This is a genomic window from Paenibacillus sp. FSL K6-3182 (assembly GCF_037976325.1).
GTDB lineage: Bacteria > Bacillota > Bacilli > Paenibacillales > Paenibacillaceae > Pristimantibacillus.
Genome location: NZ_CP150265.1, coordinates 1,015,932 through 1,040,534 on the forward strand (window position 1 = coordinate 1,015,932; position 24,603 = coordinate 1,040,534).

Below are 24,603 nucleotides of genomic sequence, written 5' to 3' on the forward strand. Positions count from 1 at the left end.
AACTTTTGGAGAGGGAGCTGTGGCTGCATGGAAGATGGAAAATCGACGGTTCGAGCAGTGGATCGGGCGCTTGATATATTGCTGTGTTTTATTTCAAAAACAGACTGGGCAATGACTGAGATTGCCGAACAGGTTGGCCTTCACAAAAGCACGGTGCACCGGATGCTCGCCACGCTCGAAGAGAAAGGCTTCATCGAGCGCGATCGCTCGACAGACCGATATCATTTGGGTTTAAAAATGTGGGAGCTGTCGGCCCATTTATCACGTTCAGATGACCAAGCAACAATATGGCTGCCTGAGATGGAGCGTTTACGCGACCAGCTGGGCGAGACCGTTAGCATATACGTAAGAGACGGCTCTGAGCGGATTCGTATGCAAGCCGTGCAAAGCAATCAACCCGTTAGGCGGGTAGCGCCTGTAGGCGTGAGACTGCCGCTTTATGCAGGTGCATCGAGCAAGGTGCTAATCGCTTATTCAGATCCGATCGTACAGGAAAGCATTTTTGGAGATCCAGCGTGGCTGTACTCTCTGGATTTGGATCAATACAAGCAGCAGCTCGAAGAGATTTGTATGCAGGGATATGCCACAAGCTTCGAGGAACGCGAACCGGGAGCAGCGGCGCTTTCTGCGCCTATCTTTAACCGTACCGGCAAGCTCGCTGCTGCATTATCCGTGTCGGGCCCTGCCAGCAGGATGACGATGGACACGATGAGGGAATACGCCCCGGTCATGATGGAGTCTGCTAAACGGATGGGTACGATGATTCTATAGTCATAAAAGAACAGCAGGCATGAGGTGACCCTCGAGCCTGCTGTTTTTGTTTAAACACATTAGGGTTGTTGGGTAGTGTAGCCCGTTTAAGCTACGCCTTTGCTGGGATGTTGCTTAGCGAGCGGTTGCTGTATCTAGGATTTAAACAAGCAGCTATGCTCCACGAATGATTGGAGCATATGTATTACAGGATTAAGTCATCTAATCGGAGGAAGTGGAAGCTCCGGGTTTTTGCTTTTTAGAGAGGGTAACGGACATCAGATACGCTATTTGCTCCTTTTCATTACTTTTGGGTAGCTAATGGTCATAGGGTACGCTATTGGGCTTAAAAAGGTAGGATTATGCTCGAAATAGGACAAATAGCGGATCGTATGTCCGTTAAATCTGTTGTGGACGTTAATTGTTATAAATTACGGATCCTATGTCCGTTAGATGTAGCTGTATACGATAGCGAAGCTATGACACTTCAAGTGCAGTAGAGGACTAATTTGATTGTGATAGTTACGTGCCTGCTCTGGGTGGGGGATCGTGGCAGGGTGTTGGCTTTAATTTGGTTCAAACTCAAACTACAGGACTAACGTGATAGCTGCGCGCCTGCTTTGGGAGGGGAACGTGGCTAGATTGCTGGCTGTAATTTATTCAAACTCATAATGAGCATTTGAAGTAAAAGAAGGTTGGAATTATGAGCTTGAGTAACCAAACTTGCTGTAACGGACATCAGATACGTTATTTGCTTCAAATCCTAACTTTTGAGGCGGCTAACGGACATAGGGTACGCTATTGGGCTTAAAAAGGTAGGATTAAGCTCGAAATGGGACAAATAGCGGATCGTATGTCCGTTAAATTTGTTGTGGACGTTATTTGTAGTAAATAACGGATCCTATGTCCGTTAGGTGAGGTTTTGTGCGAAAAAGTGAGGCTATGACACTACAAGCGTGACTAAGACTGATGTTTTAGCGGCCCTCCTGCTCTCGGAGGGAGCATGACTAAGGTATTTGCTGTAATCTAGCTCAAACTCTTAATGATTGGATGAGCATGTTTGGAGGTACTGGAGCTTAGAGCAAGCATAGGCCGCGGAAATTGTTCTGCGTACATTGACAAGTAACACTTAGCAAATAACAAGAAGCAAGTAACAACGCTATTACTTAAAAACAAACGAAAAAAGAGCTTTGCCAAATAGTCGGCAAAGCTCTTTTTCGATACTGCGCAGGATATGCGCAGATTATTACATGTTAGCGATCATTTGACGAAGTACAGTTTGCAGGATACCGCCGTTGCGATAGTAATCAACGTCAACTACCGAGTCAAGACGTACAATTGCTGGGAAGTCGAATGTCGTGCCGTCTTCGCGAGTAGCCGTAACGGTAACTTGCGAACCTGGAGTAACGTCATTTGACAAGCCAACGATGTCGAATGTTTCGCGGCCAGTGATGTTAAGCGTCTTCCAGCCTTGACCTTCTGGGAATTGGAGTGGCAATACGCCCATACCAACCAGATTGGAGCGGTGAATACGCTCGAAGCTTTCAGCGATAACAGCTTTGACGCCTAGTAGGAATGTACCTTTTGCAGCCCAGTCACGCGAGCTACCAGTACCGTATTCTTTACCAGCAAGAACGACAAGGTTTTTGCCTTCGTTTTGATATTTCATCGATGCATCGTAGATCGACATGACTTCATCCGTTGGAAGGTAAGTCGTTACGCCGCCCTCTGTGCCTGGAGCCACTTGGTTACGAATACGAATGTTCGCAAACGTACCGCGCATCATAACTTCATGGTTACCACGACGTGAGCCGTAAGAGTTGAAGTCTTCGCGTTTAACGCCGTTTTCGATCAAATATTGACCGCCTGGGCTGTTAACTGTGATGTTACCAGCAGGTGAGATATGATCCGTTGTTACAGAATCGCCCATAAGAGCAAGTACGTTTGCTGTATGGATATCTTTGATATCAGAAAGCTCGGAGCTTAGGTTTTCGAAGAACGGCGGGTTTTGGATGTAAGTTGATTTTGCATCCCACTCGTAGCTTTCGCCTTTAGGTACCGAAATTGCGTTCCAACGCTCATTTTGTGTAAATACGTTTTCGTATTTATCACGGAACATTTGCGGGTTAAGCGCAGCTGTCATTGCGTCGTTGATTTCTTGCGACGTTGGCCAAATATCTTTTAGGAATACAGGCTTGTTGTCTTCAGTGAAACCGATTGGATCAGTTGTCAAATCGATGTTAGTCGTTCCAGCAAGCGCATAAGCGATAACTAGTGGCGGAGAAGCCAGGTAGTTTGCTTTTACTTGTGCATGGACACGGCCTTCAAAGTTACGGTTACCGGAAAGTACAGCAGATACAGTCATGTCATTGTCGATGATCGCTTTGCTTACTTCGTCTGGAAGTGGACCGGAGTTACCGATACAAGTCGCACAGCCGTAACCAGCAACGTGGAAGCCAAGTGCTTCAAGCGGCTCGATTAGGTTTGCTTTTGTCAAATATTCCGTAACAACGAGCGAGCCCGGTGTTAGGGAGCTTTTTACATAAGCAGGTTTCTTAAGTCCAAGTGCTACTGCTTTCTTAGCAACTAGACCAGCGCCAACCATTACGCTTGGGTTCGAAGTGTTCGTACAGCTTGTAATAGCTGCGATAACGACTGCGCCTGTACCCATTTGGCTAACTTGGCCGTCATTATGATTAACAGTAACGAACTGCTCGATTTTCTCATCGGACAGACCGTAGCCGCCTTTGTCAATCGGTGTGCGGATGATGCTATTGAAGGATTCCTTCATTGCAGTAAGCTCTACGCGGTCTTGAGGACGTTTCGGGCCTGCAAGGGAAGGAACGATTGTCGAAAGATCAAGCTCAACCACATCCGTGAATACTGGATCTGGAGTCTCGTCAGTACGGAACATGTCTTGTGCTTTGTAGTAAGAGCCAACAAGCTCAATAAGATCCTCATTGCGGCCAGTTTGGCGTAAGTAGCTAAGAGTCTCGTTATCAACAGGGAAGAAGCCGATTGTAGCGCCATATTCTGGTGCCATGTTGGCAACTGTTGCACGGTCAGCAAGGCTGATGTTCGATAGACCAGGGCCGAAGAACTCAACAAATTTACCAACAACGCCTTTTTTACGCAAAATTTGAGTAACCGTAAGCGCAAGGTCAGTTGCTGTTGAACCTTCTGCAAGTTTGCCTGTCAATTTGAAGCCGATAACTTCTGGCATTACAAAGTAAAGCGGTTGACCAAGCATACCAGCCTCAGCCTCGATACCGCCAACGCCCCAGCCTACTACGCCAAGACCGTTGATCATCGTAGTGTGGGAATCCGTACCTACGAGGGAATCAGGGAATACGACTGTTTCGCCGTCAATTGTTTTTGTAGCTGCAACAGATGCAAGGTACTCCAAGTTAACTTGGTGAACGATACCTGTACCTGGTGGAACCGCGCGGAAGTTATCAAATGCTGTTTGTGCCCAGCGAAGGAAACGGTAACGCTCTTCGTTGCGCTCAAATTCAACTTTAGTATTGTACTCAAGTGCTTCAGGTGAACCAAATGCATCAACCATGATCGAGTGGTCAATTACAAGGTCAACCGGTACGAGTGGATTGATTTTTTTCGGATCTCCGCCTGCTTTTTTCACAGTGTCGCGCATTGCAGCAAGGTCAACGACAACTGGAACGCCTGTGAAATCCTGCAAAACGATACGAGCAGGGATGAAAGGAATTTCTTTATCTTCGCGTCCGTCAGCCCATGTAGCAAGCTGCTTTACATGTTCAGGGGTAATTGCGCGTCCGTCAAATTGACGAACAGCAGCCTCAAGCAATACTTTAATTGAAAAAGGAAGCTTGGAAATATCGCCCAGTCCTTGCTCTTCAAGTCCGCCTAGACGGTAGTAAGCATAAGACTTGCCGCCAGCGTCGAGCGTTGTGCGAACTGAATAATGATTTTGTGTAGACATCGTCATTCTCCTTTTAACTGTAGTCTGAGTTTCATTCTGTGAAACACTATTTCATAATTTCTATATCTATAGTATATCGTTAAAATAGTCCTTCCGTAAAGTCCAATTATGTCTTTATGCGCTTGGAAATGGCATTGAAAATGATCCTCAATGAATGTTACATGAAATGGCAGAGTGCCTCATATAATGAAGCAGTTAATCAACGACAAGTTTAGCCCCGAAATACTTGATGACGTTCTCATGCCATAAAGGCAAGCTGTAGCAGCATAGGCTTGAAATATAAGATCGCTAAGGAGAAGGTCAATCCAAAAACTTATATTCCATCGTTAAACGGCTGCCATGAAGCATTAAGGGAGAAGCGGCAGCCTTTTACAATTGAAATGAAAGTTCGGTTAAGTTGGATTCCTATCCCAAAAGTTTATATTTCAACGCCAATCGAGTTTGCCTCATCAAAAGAGATGCTGCAGCCGTTTACGCTTGCACTCACGATAAGGTCAAGGAGGGATTGCTATGCCGCGAACAGGCAACCGGGGGCCAGGAACTCAGGGCCAAAAGCATAACCAAACATCATCCAAACCATCTGCTTCTCAGCGCAAGTCGCAGCAGAAAGTTGTAACGCATGTCATCCAGAAGCAGCCATCGCCTTCCGGGTTGCAAGCGGAGCGAAATGCTGAAATCGGCGATCAAGCACTGCAAAATCAAAAAAGAGCAAATCAGGAAGAAAAGCCAGTAAAACAACAAACGTCAAAGTTAAACTCGCTGCTTCGTTCCTCTGATTACGATCCGCACGTTCAGCAAGGAAAGCTGCAGGGTTGGAAAGCTGCTGTTCATCGCTATATTAGCTTGTACAATCAAGCCGAAGCGAATCAGCATGCGGCTGTGCTGACCGATTACGTTACGGATCGCGATCATTGTGATCGCCTAAGATTCAGGCTTGAGCGTCTTCGTGAACGCGATTTGCTTAGAGGCGCGCTTCCAGCAGGAAGCGAAACAAAAGCAGAACTCATACGCGTCAACGAATCATCAAGCGAGGTCTCTGTGTTGATTCGTCTCCACATCAAAAGAAGAATGGAGCAGTCTGGGCGATTTTACATGGAAGAAAGATCTGAATTTGAGCGTCTTTGGTTAGGGCTCGCTGGTCACTCATGGAATGTTCTTCGTGTTGAGCCAATTATATCGGAACGAAGACCGCGTTATGGCACAGCAGTAGACAATTGGATGACCGTCGATGATTACTCGGAGCTATTTGGCGAACAATCTTCACCATCAACACCATACTTAAATTATGACCTATTACAGCAATTCAAACACAGACCATCTGGTATTCGTTACAGGAGAGATTTGGTTGCTGCGTATGCGGATCGTTGGTGGAACGAGGGGAACCCAGCGTATGAGCTTTTTGAGGTGAATTGTACCAATTACGTGTCGCAGTGCATCTTTGCAGGCAATGCTCCGATGAACTATACTGGTAAGAGAGAAACGGGCTGGTGGTATAAGGGCCGAAATAAGGGCAGTGAATGGTGGAGCTACAGCTGGGCGGTATCGAACGCGATAACCAACTATTTAACTGGTTCAAAGACCTCAGGCTTGCGTGCAGAGGTCGTGCAATCTGCGGATGAGCTGCAGCTTGGGGATGTCATCACGTATGACTGGAATGGTGATCATCGCTTTCAGCACAGCACAATCGTAACTGCTTTTGACTCGTTCGGTATGCCGCTAGTGAATGCGAATACCGTTTCCAGCAGGCATCGTTATTGGGATTATCGTGATTCCTATGCATGGACGGAACAAACGAAATATCGTTTTTTTCATATTGCAGATCTATTATAAATTATCGTACCGGAGGATATGCCATGGGGAGCAAGGTTAGAGTAGGTTTAGTTTACGGGGGGAAATCGGGAGAGCATGAGGTCTCTTTGCAAACGGCTTACGCAGTAATGGGTGAATTTGACTACAGCAAATATGAAATCAAGCCTTTTTATATTACGAAGCAAGGGGAATGGAAAACGGGAGCCGTTTTGCATAACCGTCCAAGCAGTGTAGAAGATCTACGCAACACAACAGACGAAGCTGAGGAAAATGGCTTTGCTCTTGCTCCATTATTTCAACGCTTAAATAGAAGCTCAAAAACGGCTGGCGATGAGCCGCGTATTGATGTGATTTTTCCTTTGCTGCACGGAACATTTGGTGAAGATGGTACCATTCAAGGACTGTTCGAAATGGCGAACATTCCTTACGTCGGAGCGGGTGTTCTCGCTTCTGCCGTTGGGATGGACAAGATTCTAATGAAAAAAGTATTTGCGCAAGAAGGCTTGCCGCAATGCGTTTTCCGGTACTTCAACCGTACACAGTGGGAGAGAGACGCATCTTTCTTTATCATGGAATGCGAGGTTTCACTCGGCTATCCATGCTTTATTAAGCCAGCCAACCTAGGTTCTAGTGTAGGCGTATCCAAAGCGAAAAACCGTGAAGAGCTTATTAATGCCATCAACTATGCGTTCCGTTTTGACCGCAAGGTTATTGTTGAAGAGTTCGTAGATGCCCGCGAGATCGAAGTAAGCGTACTTGGCAATGATGATGCCAAAGCATCCTTACCTGGTGAAATTGCGCCTTCTAACGAATTTTACGATTACAAAGCCAAATACATCGATGGAAAATCGACTATGCAAATTCCGGCTCATTTGTCGCCTGAGCTTACAGAATCCGTTCGCGAAATGGCCGTTCGTGCATTTCAATCCATTGATGGCTCGGGATTATCACGCGTAGATTTTTTCCTTCGCAAAAGCGACAATCAGCTATTTATCAACGAAGTCAACACATTGCCTGGTTTCACGCCTATCAGTATGTATCCACTTATGTGGAAAGAAACCGGCATTCCATATAAAGAATTGTTAGACACATTAATTTCCTTAGCTCTTTCCCGCCACGCGGAGAAGCAACGGATAGATTTTACAGGAGAAGCATCACAATCGTAAGATACATTTCTAAGGATCTCTAACTTGTTATTTTTTCTATAACTTTCTTAACTTTCTATAACTGTTTGTACACATATGAGAAAAAGATATAGGGAAAAATTTCTTTTATTATTTACTTTGGGGCTTCAATCCTTATCTTTGTATCCAAGGTAAACAGGTAAAAGATCTTTTTTCCTTCTTAAAATGGACAAGTTGTTCATTAATTCATTAACACACCAAAAGTAAAGCGTGTCCCGCAGGGACGAAAGCGATCCCCCGCAAAAGTAGAAAGCTCGTGCAGTGTAACTCTTAGGTTAGTTCAGTTGCGGGTGTCCAGAGGGTGCAACCCTTGGGGCCCTCCCTTGGAAGGGAGGGTTTGGGTGGGTTCGAAAAGCTTGAAAAGGGTTTAAAGTTTTAATATGTTTGATATTAAAGGTCTAAAGGTTTGATATTAATGTTTTAAAGGTTTGATTTGTTGATATTAAAAGTTATAACGATTTGAAATAAGCCTTTAAAGGTTTGGTAGTAAAGCCCTTTGAAGGCACGGTAGAAATTTCACTGAAAGGAGGGAAATAATATGGGTTTTGCAACTGAGTTTAATTCTGTGTGCAAATTTAAGTCCGAACAAGAGCTCTATGAATTGTTGGAGTATGGTCGGGGCAAAATGGTCAAGAGCGGCTTTCGCGTATTTCCAACTGGCCAAAAGGTGATTGCTTATACACCAGCCAATGAAGCGATTGCGATTGTCCGCATTTTAGCTTCTATCGCAGAAATTAATTTTCAAGGCGAAGAAGTGACACAAGTGGAGATGGAGCTCGTGAGAAAATTGACTGAGGAAGAATCAAAAGTTCAAACGGCGCTTGCTTTTGAAATGTTTTTTGGAGAGAGGGCCTAATCGATGATTGTCAGATTAGGTTTTGTCGCAATGAGCTTGCAGGTTGAGAATGCATCGCCTTCAAGAACGATGACGTTTGCGAACTTCTCGAAGCTGAACGACCGCGAGGCAGGAATTCGGAAGCTGGAAAGAATAGCAGAGGAAAACCTACGCAGTACGCTGCGGATTTTGAAGCATTGCAAAGCCAGCGACATTCAAATGTATCGCTTTTCGTCAAAGCTTATACCCCTTGCTACTCATGAGGACTTATTGGACTGGAATCCATTTGAAGCGCTAGCACCAGCATTTCAGGAAGTTGGCGAGTTCGTGCAGAAGCACGGAATAAGAGTGTCCTTTCATCCGGATCATTTCTGCGTGTTCAGCACGCCTAGACCGGAGGTGCTCGCGAAATCAGAGCTGGATTTGCTCAATCATATCCTTATGCTTGAGGCAATGGGGCTTGATGAAGCGACAAAATGCAATATACATATCGGTGGAGCATACGGCGACAAGGTTGTAGCTGGTGAACGTTTTGTTCGCCAGTTCAGCTCCTTGTCGCCTCGCTTTAAACATCGGATTACGCTTGAAAATGATGATAAAACGTTCAATGTCAGGGAAACGCTAGAGGCGGCTGAGCAAGTTGAGGTTCCGATGGTGCTCGACATTCACCATCATTCTGTTAATGCAGGAGACATCTCAGATGACGAATTATATGAGCATTTATGGCCGCGTATTGTTCAAACCTGGGACAAAGAGCGAGAGCGGCTGGGCATAGCTAGTACAAGCCAGCTCCCTCCCAAAATTCACGCTTCCAGTCCAAAAAGCTTATCTGACCCCCGTGGTCATGCAGATCATGTGGAAGCGGAGCCGCTTGTACAGTTTTTGCGTCATGCGGCTAGAAATACCGAATATTTGGATTGCATGCTTGAAGCCAAAAGCAAGGACGAGGCTTTGATGAAGCTGATAGAAGACTTAAGGCAACTGGAAGCAAGCGCAGAAGGCATCAAGGTGTTGGATGGCGGCCGCGTAGAAATTTCTACTGATTAGCAGCATAATAACACCGTCAGGGCTTGCCTTGGCGGTGTTATTATATAGCGGGCGCTTCAGAGTAGATGCATCATTATGTAACTGAAAAGGTGAATTCGCATGGAATGGATACTTCTTGTACTTCTTGGCGTTGTAGCAGCGATGTTTGGCAGTATTGTAGGACTTGGCGGCGGTATCATTATCGTTCCTGTCTTAATGCTCATTGGTCCCACATTAACGGGAGAAGCTATTGGACATGCAACAGCAGTTGGCATATCATTAACGGTATTAGTCGTTACGGCACTTGCATCTACACTGAGCTATGCCAAACGTAAAATCGTTGATTTCCGCAGCGGCTGGATATTTTTTGTGACAAGCGGTCCTGCAGCAATGATTGGCTCCGCGCTTACAGGAAAGCTGCCTGCGGGTGTATTTCAGCTTGTTTTTGGTATTTTCATGCTGCTGATGGCATCATTATTAATTGCTCGTGACTACATGAAACCGTTTACGAAGCAGTGGCCGATCGTTCGAACGATGACCGATGCATCAGGCGAGGTGCATACGTACAGCTATGGTATTATTCCTGCACTCGGCATCGGTTTTGGCGTAGGTCTCATGTCTGGCTTATTTGGAATCGGCGGCGGGTCGCTGTTTGTCCCCCTTATGGTGCTGTTATTTCGTTTTCCGCCTCATATGGCGACTGCAACGTCAATGTTCGTTATTTTTTTATCATCAATTCTCGGGAGCGGCATGCACGTTTATCTTGGTGAAACAGATTGGCTGCTCGTGCTTGCATTAGTGCCTGGAGCTTGGATCGGCGGAAAGCTGGGGGCGGCAATTGCTGTGAAAATGAGCGGCAAGGGCTTACTTTGGCTGCTTAGAGTGACGCTTCTTCTGCTTGCGGGTCAATTAATCATTGAAGGCTTGCGTTCATTTTGATATGGTTGGAGTAATCATGCGAAACTTGGTAAAAGCATCAAACGTAGTAGACCTTAACATGGATAGAAATGTTCGTGAATTTACATAGAGGGAAGAGTGATGGATCGTGAATGATCAGAACAGTACTTCCGTCGTTGGCGGTAAAAGCTTTACGGCTGTCGCAATTAATTGTGCGTCGAAAGCAGGAGAATGGATTAAGACGAAGCTTGGCAATTTTGCAAGCCTTGATATAAAGTATTCCTCGCATGATCTTGTTACAGAAATTGATAAAGGTTCCGAGCGTTTAATAAAAAATCTAGTGATGACTCATTTTCCCCATCATTCGTTTTTGGGAGAAGAAGGCGTAGAGCCTGGGCCGGAAGCGTCAACGCGCGCGCTGGAGAACATCCGTGACGCTGAATATTTATGGATCGTTGATCCTATTGATGGCACAACGAACTTTGTTCACGGATTTCCTTTTTTCTGTGTATCCATTGCCCTGGCGCATAACGGCGAGGTGATCGTCGGCGTGGTCTATGACCCGATGAAGGATGAATTGTTTGTAGCCGAAAAAGGCAAGGGAGCATACGTGCACGGAAAACGGATGCAGGTATCCAAGGAGGATACGCTGCGCGGCAGCTTGGTTGCAACAGGTCTTCCGGCCGACCATCATTATGCGCTGCCTCTAAATTTAAAAGGCATTCAAGCAGTTGCCCCGCAGGTTCGCAATCTCCGTATAGCAGGCTCTGCTGCGATGCATATGGCCTATGTGGCGGCAGGACGCTTGAGTGGGTTCTGGGAGATTGGACTGAATAGCTGGGATCTGGCTGCCGGCTCGCTGCTCGTTCAGGAATCGGGCGGTATTGTGACGAGTACAGTTGGCAAGCCTTACGATTTGGGAACGCGAAATATCGTAGCGTCAAATGGCCATATTCAGCAGGAGCTTATCTCGGCGCTTGCCGAGGCGAAAGCAAACGAATAAACGCAATAGACAGCGTGTACACAAACACCAAAAAAGCAGCCAGGCTTATAAATTGCCGAGGCTGCTTTTTTTATGATTTTGAAAGTATTAAACTCGGCTATTCCAAGCTTCTGCAAGCAGCTCGCTGTTAATGCCCACAGCAGCCAAGGATCCCATCGAAGCAGCCGTAATGGCTTGATACAGCTCCGTCGCTGCATCACCAGCGCCATAGATACCTGGAATGTTTGTTTTCCCAAACATATCAACAAAAACAGTCCCTGCTTCAGTGACCTTGCAGCCTAATGTTTGCGGCAAGTCTGAGCCTGCAGCAAGCTTTGGTGCAAAGAAAATTCCTGTACACGGAACAATAGTACCGTCCTCCAGCACAATTTGCTTCACCATGCCATCGCTAGATTCAATACGCAGAATAGGTGAGTTAAAGGTAGGAACGTTATGCAGCTTAAGCTCCTCACGCTGCTCATCGGTCCATTCATCAGGACCATCGGTACAAATGGTAATTTGGCTTGTCCAACCAGACAGCATTTTGGCAGAGTGCAGCGCTCTATCGCCTTTGACAATCAAGACAAGCGGTTGGTCTCTTAATTCCCAGCCATCACAATAAGGGCAGACGAAGGCGCTTTTGCCATATACTTCAGACAGTCCATTAATATCGAGAGGGATGTCTTTCATTCCTGCTGCAAACAGCAGCTTTTTGCTTTGATAGATTTGTCCTTGAGCAGTCGTAATTTGAAAATGGCCGTCGGTTCCAGTGATCGACACTGCAGCATCCTCTACAAAATGAACTGTAGGATATGCGCTAATCTGCTCCTTTGCGACTCGCCGAAACTCGCCCGGACTAATGCCGTCTCTGGTAAGAAAACCGTGAGTTTCGCGAGTAACTCGGTTGCGCGGACGCCCTTCATCAATAACAACTACGCTTTTTCTTGCTCTGCCTAGTACAAGAGCAGCACTCAAGCCTGCAGGTCCCCCGCCAATAATTGCTGCATCGATCATTTGTTCCATGTTAAACATCCTCTCGAATGGCTAATTTTATTTTTACGCAGAAAGAGTAGTGAGTCTTGTTTATTTCACGGTTTGTGTTAATGGATTGAACGCAGCAGAGTCTACCACCCACTGGATCGTATGCTGCTGAAGGTACTGCTGCATATGACGCTCAGCACCAATCATTACTTTTTTTACAAGACATCCCTTATTTTCTGAATGGTCAGTGGACTCAAGCTCTAAATCTTCAGCTTCAAAAAATAAATGATGATGCTGATCGTCAATATTAAAGCACTCATATAAAGGCTGTCGTCCCTCAATAACTTGAATGACATCAAAAAATGTAATTTGATCTGCAGCTCTAGCAAGCTCGTAGCCGCCGCTTGCCCCCGTCACAGCACGTACGATGCCGTCCTGGCGCAGCTTGGACATAATCTTAGACAAGTAGCTCTCTGAAACTCCGAGAGAAGAAGATAAATCTTTAATGCCTATGTTCTGACCGCGCTCAGCATGGGCTAAGTGAATTAAAGCATGAAGTGCATATCCGATACTTTTTGAATATTGCATAGGGTATACTCACCCTCCTTTGATACTTATACTTAATCATTATGGATCCATAATGTCCATTATAGACAACATGAATCCATAATGCAATGATGTATTACAAATACGTAAATTTGCAAGGATTTACAATGTGTTTTGTCGAATGAAATAGCATGGAAGTACTGGAGATAAGCCAGGAGGAGTGAGCGATGGTGACAGTGAAAAAACGAATTGCTGCGATGATGATGACAACATTATGTTTAGGCATGCTGGTTGCATGCGAGCCGAATGAAACGTCATCAACAAATACAAAAGTAAATGAAGCGACGGATAAGCCTGAGAAAACGATGGCAATTGCTGAAAGCACTGCGCCATCAGAGCAAGAAGAGCAAGACGAAGCTTACACCGTACTTGCGAAGGAGCTTCGAGTGCCTTGGGTCATTACTTTTGATGAGGACATTGTTTATATAAGCGAGCACGAAGGAAATATTGTGAAGGTGGATGGCGATGCGACGACACGTCAAGCGGTTCATTTGCTCAAAAGTGTACATGACCGCGGAGAAGGCGGATTTTTAGGTTTCCTGCTTGCTCCGGATTTCGCTCAGTCTCGAGAAGCATACGCGTATCATACGTACGAAGAAAATGGTCGTGTAATGAACAGAGTCGTGCTTATTAAACAAAATGATGGGCAATGGGATGAGGTTCGAGCACTGCTCGAGGGCATTCCTGGTGCTGCGAATCACGATGGCGGACGGCTGGCGATTGGGCCCGACAAGCTGCTTTATGTAACAACAGGAGATGCCCAGCAGCCGGAGCTGGCACAGGATCGCAACAACCTTGCAGGAAAAATCTTGCGAATGACGTTAGATGGCAAGGTACCAGCGGACAATCCGTTTTCCGGCTCATATGTGTATTCTTATGGACACCGCAATCCTCAAGGGCTTGTTTGGAATAGTGAAGGTGTGCTGTTTAATACAGAGCATGGCCCTTCGGGAGATCCTGGCGGACATGATGAGATTAATAAAATAGCGGCGGGCGGCAATTACGGCTGGCCTGCGATTTATGGCAGCGCTGCGCAGGAAGGGATGACAACGCCTATTTACCATACCGGCGAAGATGCGATTGCGCCCTCTGGCGCGACAATCGATGAGAACAATCGAATATGGATTGCTACTTTGGTAGGCGAAGCGCTTTATCGCTATGACCCTGCATCCAAAAACATGGAAAGGGTATTCGAAGGTGAAGGAAGACTTCGTGACGTAAAGATAAAGGACGGACGTATTTATGTCATCACGAATAATACCGATGGGCGCGGTAACCCATCATCATCGGATGATCGATTGCTTATAGTAAAGCAGGTGAAATAAGAAAAGCTCAGGAGCCTATTTCAGCTCCTGAGCTTTTTTTTATGATCTAAACTATAAAGCTTATTTATTACAAGTTAGTGAAAGCATAATTAATGGCTTTAATCGTTTCATCAATGTCTGCCTCGGTATGGGCTGTCGTAAAAAACCAAGCCTCATATTTGGATGGTGCAAGATTGATGCCTTGATCCAGCATGAGCTTGAAAAATCTGCCGAACAGCTCGCCGTCTGTATCCTGCGCTTCATCATAATTCGTAATCGGATGATCGCAGAAATGAGCGGAGAAGGAGCCGCGAATTTGGTTAATTGTGAGCGGGATGCCATGCTGCTTGGCAGCGGCGTGCAGTCCTGTTGCAAGCTTCGTAGCCAGTGCGTTCATTCTATCGTATATGCCAGGCTCTTGGAGCAGCTCCAAGCACGCTATGCCTGCTGAGATCGAGGCAGGATTGCCGGCCATCGTACCTGCTTGATAAGCAGGGCCGAGAGGGGCAACCTGCTCCATAATTTCACGGCGTCCGCCGTATGCACCGATTGGAAGGCCGCCGCCGATGATTTTGCCTAATGCGGTTAAATCCGGTTCGATGGCTTGGTGATCAGGGAACGCAACATAGGTCTGTGCTGCTCCGTAATGGAAGCGGAAGGCGCTGATGACCTCGTCATATATAACTAGCGCTCCAGCTTCGCGAGTGAGCTTGCAAAGCCCCTCTAGGAAGCCTTCATGCGGCATAACCATACCGAAGTTGCCGACAATCGGCTCAACCATAACAGCGGCAGTCTCGTGACCCCAGCGATCGAGTGCAGCTTTCAGCGCAGGCAGATCATTAAATGGCACGGTGATGACTTCACTAGCGATGCTTGCAGGCACGCCTGCACTGTCTGGAATGCCAAGAGTAGACGGACCAGAGCCTGCTGCGACGAGTACAAGGTCTGAATGGCCATGATAGCAGCCAGCGAATTTAATGATTTTGGATTTTTTTGTATAGGCGCGAGCGACACGAATAGTCGTCATGACGGCCTCCGTACCGGAATTGACGAACCGCACCTTGTCGAGAGATGGGATGGCTTCTTTCAGCATGCGAGCAAGCTTAATTTCCAGCTCCGTTGGTGTGCCGTATAGCGTACCGTTCTGAGCTGCACGAACGATAGCTTCTGTAATATGCGGGTGAGCATGTCCAGTAATAATAGGGCCATAAGCAGCTAAATAGTCGATATAGCGGTTATCATCGACATCCCAGAAATAAGCGCCCTCGCCACGTTTCATAAATACGGGTGCGCCGCCGCCTACCGCTTTGTAAGAACGGGAAGGACTGTTGACGCCGCCAACAATATGCTGCAGCGCTTCTTCATATAGTTTTTCGGAATTTTGTCGCTTTGTTGTCATGGAAAGCAGCCTCCAATGGGATTCATAGTTGTAAGTCATTTAAACAAGTTGAGAAAGAGTGTCGTATGATGTACAGCCGCGGAGCAGCTAGAAACAAAATACACGCAACTTGAAGCGCCGTTGCGTGTACGTATGTTTACTGCTGTTTATTGCTGTTGTCGCTGCCGCTTGGTGTACTGCTTGGCGAAGCAGTAGGTTCTGGAACGGTGTTGTCTTCCTGCAGCGTCGTCTGTACGAAGGAGCGCAGCTCCTCTTCATCTCTAATTCCAATAACAGACGCGCCGCCAACCCGATCCTCCGCGATGAGATCCATCGGCGGTATTTGCGTTGTGCTGGCCACATGGCTTTTGACGCCAAGCTGACCAAGCTTCAGCATATCTGGCACACTAATGTTTGTTTTCACATAAGGCTGAACGCTTTCAAGAATTTTTTTCATTTGGATAATGTTCCATGTCGATTGAAGCTCTTTGGACACCGCCTGAAGGAAATTTCTCTGACGCTCCGTTCTTGTGAAATCGCTCATCGCATCGTGGCGGAAACGAACGTATTGCAGGGCTTTATCGCCGTCAAGCAGCTGGTAGCCTTTTTTGAGATCAATATCGTAGCGATTGCCGTCGGCGTTATCGGTGTAATGCATATCTTTTTCGACATCGAAGTAAATGCCGCCCATTGCGTCAATCAGGCTTTTAAAGCCTTCAAAGTCGGTATAAACATAATATTGTATGTCGAGACCAAGCAAGTCTCCAACCGTTTTCATAGCGAGCGGATATTCTCCTAAAGTAAGTGCTGTATTAATACGGCCTTTCCCATGTCCTTCTATGTTGACGTAAGTGTCGCGAAGAACGGAGAATAGATGTGCTTTCTTGGTTACAGGATCAAAGGATGCAACCAATATGGAGTCTGAACGAGCCGCTTGCCCCTCGTCTAGCCCGCGAGCGTCACCCCCGAGCAGCAATATATTAACGCGCTCTTTGCCTTCCCATTCAGGAATAGGTACTGGCGTTGCTTCAGAATCCTCGATAGGAGCCTTTGTTGGCTCTGGATCACTGAACTTATCAAGCGCACTGTAAACACCTACGCTCCAATAAATAACAAACGCTGCTACCACACCAAGAATGACAGAGAGGCTGATATAAATCCTTTTCCATCTTTTTTTCTTCGCCATTTTAGCAGTCTCATTTTTCGATTCTTCAGTCGTCTCTTTATTCGTCTCTTTAGGCATTTCGTTAGACGTGCTCCTTTCAGATATTGCGGAATCGTTTTGAAACAATGAGGGTAGATTTCAATGTAAGCATGAGCAAAGATGGCATAGCGAATGATCCGCTCCCAAAAAAAGAAGTTAGCAGAGCAGTATACGTTAGAAATATAAGAACGCATAAGTATGAGCCTTATTAACAGCTTATATTTCATCAGCAAACAAAAGCTTCGCTGCACAAGGCAAAGACAGTCGTTTACGCTAGGCGTGAACTAATGTATGATTACATATCATAAAATTATAAAGCTGAACGACATGCAGAAGCAAGTTTTATCGTTTTAAGTAAATAAAGATCGCTATTTCCTAGGAAATGTCGAAGTGGAAGGGGCTATAACAACCAGATGTTAGCAATCGATGTAAAGGATTTACGCAAGCAATTCAGCGTGCAAAAAAACCGAGAAGGCCTATCCGGCGCCCTCAAGGACTTGTTTAAACGCGAGTACAACGAGGTAACGGCGGTAAAGGATATTTCATTTCAAATTCCGCAGGGTGAAATTTGCGGGTATATTGGCGAGAATGGAGCCGGAAAATCGACAACCATCAAAATGTTGACCGGTATTTTGGTACCGACCGCAGGCGAGCTCAAAGTGAATGGCTACGTGCCTTTTAAGGATAGAGAGAAGTTTGTTAATGGCATTGGTGTTGTATTCGGACAGCGGTCTCAGCTGTGGTGGGATATAGGCGTTATTGAATCGTTCCAATTATTGCGCAAAGTATACCGGGTTTCGGAGGCGGATTTCCGCAAACGTCTTGACGAGCTTGTTGAGCGGCTACAGCTTGGCGACTTATTAAATCGTCCTGTACGCAAGCTGAGCCTTGGGCAGCGGATGCGCTGCGAGCTTGTTGCTTCGCTCCTTCACAATCCATCCATTCTTTTTCTCGATGAGCCTACAATTGGTCTGGATATCGTCGTGAAGACAGAAATTCGTGATTTCCTGATGCAAATGAATAAGGAGCAGGGTACGACTATTTTGCTGACAACTCATGATCTCCAGGATATTGAGGCGCTTTGTTCTCGCGTCATTATGCTCGATGATGGCCGCATTATCTATGATGGCGGACTGGAGGATCTGAAGAGCCGCTGGAGCAAAGGACGCGAAATTCAGTTCCAATTTGCAGGGCATACTGCGCTTGCCAAGCTGCAGCAGTTGACGAGCACACTCGATGTAACATGGACGATGGAGAATGAAGTGAGCGCAAAAATGTGGCTGCCGCATGCCGTTAATGTCTCGGATGCATTGGCATGTGTTGTAGGCGGCGTTGAAATTCGCGACATTAAAATTATCGAAACAAACACCGATGACATCGTTCGAAGCATTTATTCCTCTGGCTCTGCGGCAACATCCAAGGAGACGGTTCAATCATGATGAGCGCTTATATCGACTTTATTCGAATACGGTTTATCATGATGCTTGCGTACCGCGTTAATTATTATAGCGGTATCATTATTTATGCGATTAATATCGGTGCTTATTACTTTCTATGGCAGGCGATTTATGGGGACAAGGAGACGCTGGCCGGTTTCACGGTGACCCAAATGACAACCTACGTTGCGGTATCGTGGATGGCTCGTGCTTTTTACTTCAATAACCTGGACCGCGAGATAGCGAATGAAATAAGGGACGGTAGCGTAGCAGTACAGCTTATTAGACCTTATTCCTATTTAGTCGTAAAAATGATGCAAGGTTTCGGAGAAGGCTTGTTCCGAATGCTGCTCTTCATGGTGCCGGGGATGATTATCGTTTGTTTCTTATTTCCCGTTAAATTACCGACAGATCCGATGACCTGGCTAATTTATTTAGTCATGCTGTTCTTTAGCTTTCTTATCAACTCGCAAATTAATATTTTGACCGGCCTATTCGCATTTTTCGTTGAAAATAACGAAGGCATGATGCGAATGAAACGTGTTATGGTCGATTTGTTTTCTGGCGTAGTTGTGCCGATAGCGTTTTTCCCAGGCTGGCTGTCAGCTATTATGCAGTGGCTGCCATTCCAAGCCATTACGTATTTGCCAAGCTCCGTCTTCACGGGGCGGACGCCTAGCGATCAAATATTGCAGGTGTTTGGCATTCAAGTGCTTTGGTTTGTTGGGCTGCTGGTGCCAATCTGGTTAACGTGGCGCGCCGCTCGCAAGCGGTTGTTCGTGCAAGGGGGATAATAAATATGAGATACGCATCATTATTTTTGGAATACATTAAAAACTACGCGAAGACGCGTCTTACTTATCGTGCTGACTTTTGGATCGAGGTACTTTCCGATTTATTGTTCCAAGGGATGAACCTCATCTTTATTCTGATCGTGTTCCAGCACACGCCGTCGCTTGGCGGCTGGTCTGAGGCAGAGGTCGTTTTCGTTTATGGTTTCTTCATGATCCCATATGGCGTGTTCAGCACCTTCTTCAGCATATGGAATTTCAGCGAGCGTTATATTGTGAAGGGCGAGATGGATCGTGTTCTAACCCGCCCAGCACACAGCCTATATCAGGTGCTCCTCGAAAATGTAGATCCACCTTCTTTAATCGGTTCCTTCGTTGGCGCTATTATTATGGTGCTATGCTGGACACAGCTCGGTTTGCCTTTCGAGATTCTCGATCTCTTTGTGCTGATGCTCTTAATATTAGGTGCAGTGCTGATTTATGCGGGGCTCTACACGGCACTTAGTGCCATTTCCTTTTATTCGGATGCACCGACTGGAATTGTGCCATTGATGTACAACATTCAAAATTATGGACGTTACCCGGTTAATATCTATAACAAAATGATCCGTTTCGTATTAACATGGCTGCTGCCGTTTGCTTTTGTAGGCGTCATCCCAGCTTCTTATTTTCTTGAGAAGAAGGCGGATGATCTCTCACAGCTCGCGCTCCTAACTCCGGTCATGGGAATTATCGTGTTCTCTCTAGGGCTGTTGTTATGGAACCATGGCGTGAAGCGATACCGAGGAGCTGGCTCTTAAGCGGCTTGGTTTTAATTGAATAGGTGTGCAGCAAAAATGATGGGGGACTAATCATGACACAGCTTCAAGTGGGAGATATGGCACCGGAGTTTGTATTGCCGGCGTCAAATGGAGAAGATGTATCACTTAGCGATTATCGCGGGAAAAATGTTGTCCTTTACTTTTATCCAAAGGATATGACGACGGCTTGCATACAGGAATCATGTGATTTTCGAGATGCAAACACAGAAATGCTGAAACGAAATACTGTTATTTTGGGGATTAGCCTAGATACGGTAAAGTCTCATCAGCGTTTTATTGAAAAGAAGGAGCTTCCTTTTCTGTTGTTAGCTGATGTGGAGCATGAGGTGTGCGAGCTGTATGGAGTATGGCAATTAAAGAAGCTTTATGGCAGAGAGTATATGGGTCTTGTCCGATCGACTTTTCTCATCAATGAAGCGGGCAGGCTCGTGCAGGAATGGCGTAAAGTAAGGGTGAAGGGGCATGCAGAGCAGGTACTGGATGCCGTAAGGCAATTGCAGCCGGCTGCTGCTAAATAATTGAAAACAGGACGGAGCAGGAAGTAGCTGCTCCGTCCTGTTTTTTTTGTTTTGGACTCTGAAAAATGTGAATCAAAATGACGCAGAATTTCCCCCCTGCAGCTTACAAATTTGTCACCTGAATTGTCACCCTAATCGATGGTTGGCAATCACTATTTTTTATACGATAGGAAATAGAAAACGGATTTGTAAAGGAGGCGTCAATAAATTGTTCCAATAGCTTGCACTCAGCTGATCGCAGAATATCGAATAAACACAAAATATATGGGGGAATGAAAATGAAAAAGTTGTTAATTGCAATGCTGTCGCTTGTCGCTGTCATCCTAATCGCGGGATATGTTGGCAAGGACAGCATCATCGAAAAAATATTTCCGCAGGCTAAGGGTGTCATTGTGTACGGAGAGAAACAGCAGATCGATGATGTATTAACCAAACATGCCGAGCAATTAGATACAAAAGAAGTATACGAAATAAAAATCGAAATTGCTGATGGACAAAAAATAATGTATTTGTCGCAATCCATGATTCAAGGCTTATTGAAAAGAGAACTGCTTACCGAAGTGGAAGCTGACGGTAAAACAAAAAAGGTTAAATCTTTGTCAACTGTTCCACATGGGGAAGGCTTATTGTTTGCCAAAAAAGAGTCAGACAAGATTAATGGAAATGGAAATCCCATTTCAGTCAAATATGAAGGGAATTTGATTATTGGGAGCGGCCGAGCTTATGTCGATGCATTTGTTGTACTGGAGGACTCATTCTGGTCATCGCTGCAAAAGACAGAAAAAACGATGGCTGTTATGAAATTTAAAGAAGATCCACAAAAGCTGATCGGAAAGTTTGATGTGGAAAGAGACCAGCTTGTAACTTTGAAATAATGGCTCTGGCTAGGGTTGTCGCAAAAACAGATTTAATCTGCTTTTGCGACAACCCTATTTTTGTTTTGCTGATGTTCTTAGGGAGAGTGAGTCTCCGAGCTAATCGCAGACAGTAATGCGCTCAACTTATCGGGCAGCAAGCTAATGAACCCAGCAATTCTTATTTGATCTACTCGTAATGGATTTGATTTATAGTGAACTCCAGAATCGCTATTTCGTGCAAAATAGCTCATGGAACCCTATACAGTACGCGATAACGTTAATAAGATTCGTTAATGCTTCAAAGAAGCTGTTTTCTGCATAATAGGCATGTTACAGTTCGTTAACCAAATGGTTTTGGGATGTTATGCGCTGTCGCTGAGATGAAGTGTTGAACCCTTAAGTTTATTTTGGCGCAGGCATCCATATCCATATATCAGAATAAAAAAATAACGATTTTGTTCTAAGTAAGCTCCTGATTCAGCGAGCTTGTTTTTTACTATTTTTGAGACAGCTCCCGCGGTTATACTGCAAGTGCAAGAGTAAAAAGATGGAGCAGGGAAACAATAGAGTAAGCTTTCTCAAATGAATATATAGCTGTTAAATTATGAAGCGCAGTTAAATAGATAATTTTGACATTGACAGTATGCTGTCACATTTATAAAATATGGACTTGCTTGTTAGATAGGGGGTTATAGATTTGATCAGGCTAAACAACATCAGAAAATCGTATCGAGTAGGGTCGGTTTCAGTAGAAGCGGTTCGTGGCGTTAGCTTGACTGTAAGTAAAGGTGAAATATTTGGAATTATCGGTCATTCAGGCGCAGGGAAGAGCACGCTGCTGCGCTGCGTCAATTTGCTGGAAAAACCAACATCGGGAACTGTAAATGTTGGAAATGTGGAGCTTACCGGCTTGCCAGAGAGACAGCTGCAAGCGCATCGCAGGCGTATCGGAATGATTTTTCAACATTTCAACCTGCTATCGATGTCTACGGTACGAGATAATATTGCATTTCCGCTTGTTCTCGCCAAGCTTTCAAAGGCAGAGGTAAATAAACGTGTGGATGAGCTGCTGAAGCTCGTTTCGCTTGAAGGTCATGCAGATAAATATCCTTCTCAGCTTTCGGGAGGCCAGAAGCAGCGTGTTGGTATCGCGAGAGCGCTCGCAAACAATCCGGATGTATTGCTCTGCGATGAAGCGACATCGGCATTAGATCCGCAGACAACGAACTCGATATTATCATTGCTGCTCGACATTAATGAGAAGCTAGGAATTACAATTTTACTTATAACGCATGAAATGAACGTTATACGTTCGATATGTGATCGTGTCGCTGTTATTGATGATGGCGAAATCGTTGAAATAGGCGATGTGCTGCATGTATTTCTAAAGCCGGAGCATCCGGTTACCCGCGACTTTGTTGACCAAGCATCGGATAGCGCCGTGAATGGACAATTGCTGCGAGGCCGCTCAGGGCGCCTGCTTCGCATGACTTATATTGGTGAGCTAACTTACGAGCCTATTTTGTATAATGCGGTGAAGCCAACGTCTGTTCAATTTGCGATTTTGCAAGGAACCGTTTCGCGTATGAAGCACACGCCTTATGGTCAGCTTATTGTGGAATTGATCGGCAGCGCCGCGGAGATTGATCAAGTGATTGATGTTTTACGTAGAGATGGGCTGGAGGTGGATGCGATATGATGAGCTTCGAAAACGTACGTATTCCTGAAATTTGGGATGCTACGAAGGATACGCTCTATATGTTGACAGCCTCGCTCGTGTTTACAATTATTTTCGGATTAATCATGGGCGTCGTCCTGTTTCTAACTTCAAAACGGCAGCTTCTGCAGCAGCCTATTGTGTATGGCATCCTTTCATTTATCGTCAACGTATTGCGCTCGGTTCCGTTCGTTATATTGATGATATTGATCATGCCGCTTACAAAAATCATTACGGGTACGACGCTAGGCGTAGAGGGCTCTATTCCGCCGCTTGTCGTAGCAGCAACGCCTTTCTTTGCAAGGCTGGTGGAAACGTCGCTGCGTGAGGTAGATCGCGGCGTTATTGAAGCGGCTCAGGCAATGGGTGCATCAAAGTGGGATATCGTACGCCGCGTGCTGCTCCGTGAATCTAGTCCAAGTTTGCTAGCTGCGGTTACAATAACGGCAGTAACACTCGTCTCTTATACAGCGATGTCGGGTGTAATCGGTGGCGGCGGACTTGGTGACTTGGCACTTCGCTACGGATATCAACGTTTCCAAACCGACGTGATGCTGGTAACCGTCGCGCTTCTTATCGTGCTCGTACAAGTGCTGCAAACGATCGGGGATTCATTAGTGCGTCGTTACAGCAGAAAATAAATAAGTAGAAGCATGTTGCAGCTCAGAATGAATGGACAACTATGGAGGAATGAACATGAAAAAGACAAGCTATATGATCGTAACTTTAATGCTGATGTTTGCATTAGCAGCGTGCGGACAAAACAAAAATACCGATGACAACTCAGCAGGATCAAATGCTAATCAAGGAACAGAAACGCCTGGAGCGGTTAAGCTGAAGGTTGGCGCTTCTCCTGTTCCACATGCGAAGCTGCTTGAATTTGTAAAGCCAATGCTCAAGGAGCAGGGCGTGGATCTCGAAATTATCGAGTTCAATGACTACATCCAACCGAATACACAGCTTTATGAAAAAAATATTGATGCTAACTTTTTTCAGCATACACCTTATTTGGATCAGTTCAACAAAGACAAAGGTTATGATCTTGTAAATGTAGCTGCTGTTCATATTGAGCCGTTTGGCGCTTATTCGAAAAAGATTAAAAAAATCGATGAGCTGAAGGATGGCGCAAAAGTTGTAATTCCGAATGATCCATCGAATGGCGGACGTGCACTTGCCCTTATGGCTTCAAATGGACTGATTACTCTGAAGGATGGCGTAGGCGTTAGCGGAACTGTATCAGACATTGTCGCTAACCCGAAGAAGCTTGATATTAGAGAAGTAGAAGCAGCGACATTGCCGCGTGTCTTAGGTGAGGTTGACCTTGCTATGATCAACACGAATTACGCGCTGGAGGCCGATCTAGTTCCTACAGAAGATGCACTTTTCATTGAAGGAAATGACTCACCTTATGTGAATATTCTTGTTGCGCGTCCAGACAATAAGGATTCCGAAGCGATACAGAAACTCGCTGCAGCGCTTCGTTCACCTGAAGTAAAGAAATTTATTGATGAGACCTACAAAGGCGCGATTGTTGCTGCATTTTAAGCAG

Annotated in this window: 21 protein-coding genes; 16 read left to right on the top strand and 5 right to left on the bottom strand. The window is 45.6% G+C overall.

The features are described from left to right. The first annotated feature begins 27 nt into the window (after positions 1 to 27). Complete coding sequence (locus MHH56_RS04445) at positions 28 to 771, top strand: IclR family transcriptional regulator (RefSeq protein ID WP_076271916.1); 744 nt, start codon at positions 28 to 30, stop codon at positions 769 to 771. A 1,225-nt stretch (positions 772 to 1,996) separates the two neighbouring features. Here MHH56_RS04445 and acnA read toward each other — a convergent pair. Further along, entirely contained in the window at positions 1,997 to 4,708 is a 2,712-nt protein-coding gene (gene acnA / locus MHH56_RS04450) for an aconitate hydratase AcnA (protein ID WP_339206873.1), read from the bottom strand. Between the two features lie 510 nt (positions 4,709 to 5,218). Between acnA and MHH56_RS04455 the strand changes: the two genes are divergently transcribed. The 6 genes from MHH56_RS04455 (at position 5,219) to MHH56_RS04480 (ending at position 11,462) form a co-directional block, all read left to right on the top strand. Continuing rightward, the gene (locus tag MHH56_RS04455) at positions 5,219 to 6,538 is read left to right on the top strand and encodes an amidase domain-containing protein (RefSeq protein WP_339206875.1); all 1,320 of its coding nucleotides are present in this window, start codon (positions 5,219 to 5,221) and stop codon (positions 6,536 to 6,538) included. A 23-nt stretch (positions 6,539 to 6,561) separates the two neighbouring features. Next, a complete protein-coding gene (locus MHH56_RS04460; RefSeq protein WP_339206877.1) occupies positions 6,562 to 7,683 on the top strand; it encodes a D-alanine--D-alanine ligase in 1,122 nt (373 codons plus the stop codon). Positions 7,684 to 8,239: 556 nt separating this feature from the next. After that, a complete protein-coding gene (locus tag MHH56_RS04465; protein WP_054026471.1) occupies positions 8,240 to 8,557 on the top strand; it encodes a hypothetical protein in 318 nt (105 codons plus the stop codon). A gap of 3 nt (positions 8,558 to 8,560) precedes the next feature. After that, positions 8,561 to 9,583: a UV DNA damage repair endonuclease UvsE gene (uvsE, locus tag MHH56_RS04470; RefSeq protein WP_339206880.1), complete on the top strand. Its 1,023-nt coding sequence runs from the start codon at positions 8,561 to 8,563 to the stop codon at positions 9,581 to 9,583. Between the two features lie 99 nt (positions 9,584 to 9,682). Continuing rightward, positions 9,683 to 10,501: a sulfite exporter TauE/SafE family protein gene (locus MHH56_RS04475; RefSeq protein ID WP_339206881.1), complete on the top strand. Its 819-nt coding sequence runs from the start codon at positions 9,683 to 9,685 to the stop codon at positions 10,499 to 10,501. Positions 10,502 to 10,607: 106 nt separating this feature from the next. Beyond that, positions 10,608 to 11,462, top strand: a complete 855-nt coding sequence (locus tag MHH56_RS04480) for an inositol monophosphatase family protein (protein ID WP_339206882.1) — start codon at positions 10,608 to 10,610, stop codon at positions 11,460 to 11,462. 87 nt (positions 11,463 to 11,549) lie between these two features. Here the strand turns inward: MHH56_RS04480 and MHH56_RS04485 are convergent, their stop codons facing one another. Next, on the bottom strand, positions 11,550 to 12,464 hold the full coding sequence (locus tag MHH56_RS04485; protein ID WP_339206883.1) for an NAD(P)/FAD-dependent oxidoreductase: 915 nt from the start codon (positions 12,462 to 12,464) through the stop codon (positions 11,550 to 11,552). 60 nt (positions 12,465 to 12,524) lie between these two features. Beyond that, positions 12,525 to 13,010, bottom strand: a complete 486-nt coding sequence (locus MHH56_RS04490; RefSeq protein WP_076271141.1) for an Rrf2 family transcriptional regulator — start codon at positions 13,008 to 13,010, stop codon at positions 12,525 to 12,527. Between the two features lie 185 nt (positions 13,011 to 13,195). On the opposite strand from MHH56_RS04490, the gene MHH56_RS04495 reads away from it, so the two are divergent. Next, positions 13,196 to 14,353: a PQQ-dependent sugar dehydrogenase gene (locus MHH56_RS04495; protein ID WP_339206885.1), complete on the top strand. Its 1,158-nt coding sequence runs from the start codon at positions 13,196 to 13,198 to the stop codon at positions 14,351 to 14,353. 67 nt (positions 14,354 to 14,420) lie between these two features. Here MHH56_RS04495 and MHH56_RS04500 read toward each other — a convergent pair whose 3' ends face one another. Continuing rightward, complete coding sequence (locus MHH56_RS04500) at positions 14,421 to 15,731, bottom strand: glutamate-1-semialdehyde 2,1-aminomutase (RefSeq protein ID WP_076271140.1); 1,311 nt, start codon at positions 15,729 to 15,731, stop codon at positions 14,421 to 14,423. Between the two features lie 136 nt (positions 15,732 to 15,867). Next, positions 15,868 to 16,896, bottom strand: coding sequence for an LCP family protein (locus tag MHH56_RS04505; RefSeq protein WP_339209504.1), 1,029 nt, complete (start codon positions 16,894 to 16,896; stop codon positions 15,868 to 15,870). A gap of 431 nt (positions 16,897 to 17,327) precedes the next feature. Here MHH56_RS04505 and MHH56_RS04510 point away from each other — a divergent pair, with 431 nt between their 5' ends. From MHH56_RS04510 to MHH56_RS04545, 8 genes are all read left to right on the top strand, one after another. After that, positions 17,328 to 18,353 (top strand): ABC transporter ATP-binding protein, encoded by a 1,026-nt coding sequence (locus MHH56_RS04510; protein ID WP_339206887.1) that lies wholly within the window; start codon positions 17,328 to 17,330, stop codon positions 18,351 to 18,353. Then, on the top strand, positions 18,350 to 19,144 hold the full coding sequence (locus tag MHH56_RS04515; RefSeq protein ID WP_076271138.1) for an ABC-2 family transporter protein: 795 nt from the start codon (positions 18,350 to 18,352) through the stop codon (positions 19,142 to 19,144). The genes MHH56_RS04510 and MHH56_RS04515 overlap by 4 nt, the downstream gene beginning before the upstream one ends. A 5-nt stretch (positions 19,145 to 19,149) precedes the next feature. After that, on the top strand, positions 19,150 to 19,941 hold the full coding sequence (locus MHH56_RS04520; protein ID WP_339206889.1) for an ABC-2 family transporter protein: 792 nt from the start codon (positions 19,150 to 19,152) through the stop codon (positions 19,939 to 19,941). 53 nt (positions 19,942 to 19,994) lie between these two features. Next, complete coding sequence (gene bcp, locus MHH56_RS04525; RefSeq protein WP_339206891.1) at positions 19,995 to 20,480, top strand: thioredoxin-dependent thiol peroxidase; 486 nt, start codon at positions 19,995 to 19,997, stop codon at positions 20,478 to 20,480. Between the two features lie 278 nt (positions 20,481 to 20,758). Next, positions 20,759 to 21,355 (top strand): lipoprotein BA_5634 family protein, encoded by a 597-nt coding sequence (locus MHH56_RS04530; protein WP_339206893.1) that lies wholly within the window; start codon positions 20,759 to 20,761, stop codon positions 21,353 to 21,355. A 679-nt stretch (positions 21,356 to 22,034) separates the two neighbouring features. Beyond that, positions 22,035 to 23,036, top strand: coding sequence for an ATP-binding cassette domain-containing protein (locus MHH56_RS04535; protein WP_339206894.1), 1,002 nt, complete (start codon positions 22,035 to 22,037; stop codon positions 23,034 to 23,036). Beyond that, the gene (locus tag MHH56_RS04540) at positions 23,033 to 23,695 is read left to right on the top strand and encodes a methionine ABC transporter permease (protein ID WP_076271133.1); all 663 of its coding nucleotides are present in this window, start codon (positions 23,033 to 23,035) and stop codon (positions 23,693 to 23,695) included. Before MHH56_RS04535 ends, MHH56_RS04540 begins: the two co-directional genes overlap by 4 nt. 55 nt (positions 23,696 to 23,750) lie before the next feature. After that, positions 23,751 to 24,599, top strand: a complete 849-nt coding sequence (locus MHH56_RS04545; protein WP_339206896.1) for a MetQ/NlpA family ABC transporter substrate-binding protein — start codon at positions 23,751 to 23,753, stop codon at positions 24,597 to 24,599. The last annotated feature ends 4 nt before the right edge of the window (positions 24,600 to 24,603 follow it).